The 262-nt window shown below is 43.5% G+C and carries 1 protein-coding gene; it reads right to left on the bottom strand.

Annotation, left to right across the window (positions count from 1 at the left end):
- Positions 1 to 247, bottom strand: a 247-nt coding sequence (locus FTW16_RS24980) for a transposase (protein ID WP_409994456.1), incomplete at its 3' end; no start/stop codon positions are given.
- Positions 248 to 262: the final 15 nt, after the last annotated feature.

Below are 262 nucleotides of genomic sequence, written 5' to 3'. Positions count from 1 at the left end.
AAGCAAAAAAGTTTTCAGCAATCGCATTATCCAAGCAGTTACCTTTTCTCGACATGCTTTGCGTTAACCCACTCTCCGCTACCTTTTTCTTATACTGTCGATGGCGATATTGCCAACCTTGATCGCTATGTATAATTGGCTTTGAGTTGGGTTTAAGCTTTGATATGGCTTCCGTCAACATATCCGTGACAAGCGGCAAGCTGGCATTTTTGGCCACTCTATAAGCAACCACTTCCTGAGAAAACAAGTCGACAACGGGAGA

Source organism: Vibrio sp. T20 (assembly GCF_007858795.1).
GTDB lineage: Bacteria > Pseudomonadota > Gammaproteobacteria > Enterobacterales > Vibrionaceae > Vibrio > Vibrio satsumensis.
This window is presented reverse-complemented; position numbering and strand designations above follow the sequence as displayed.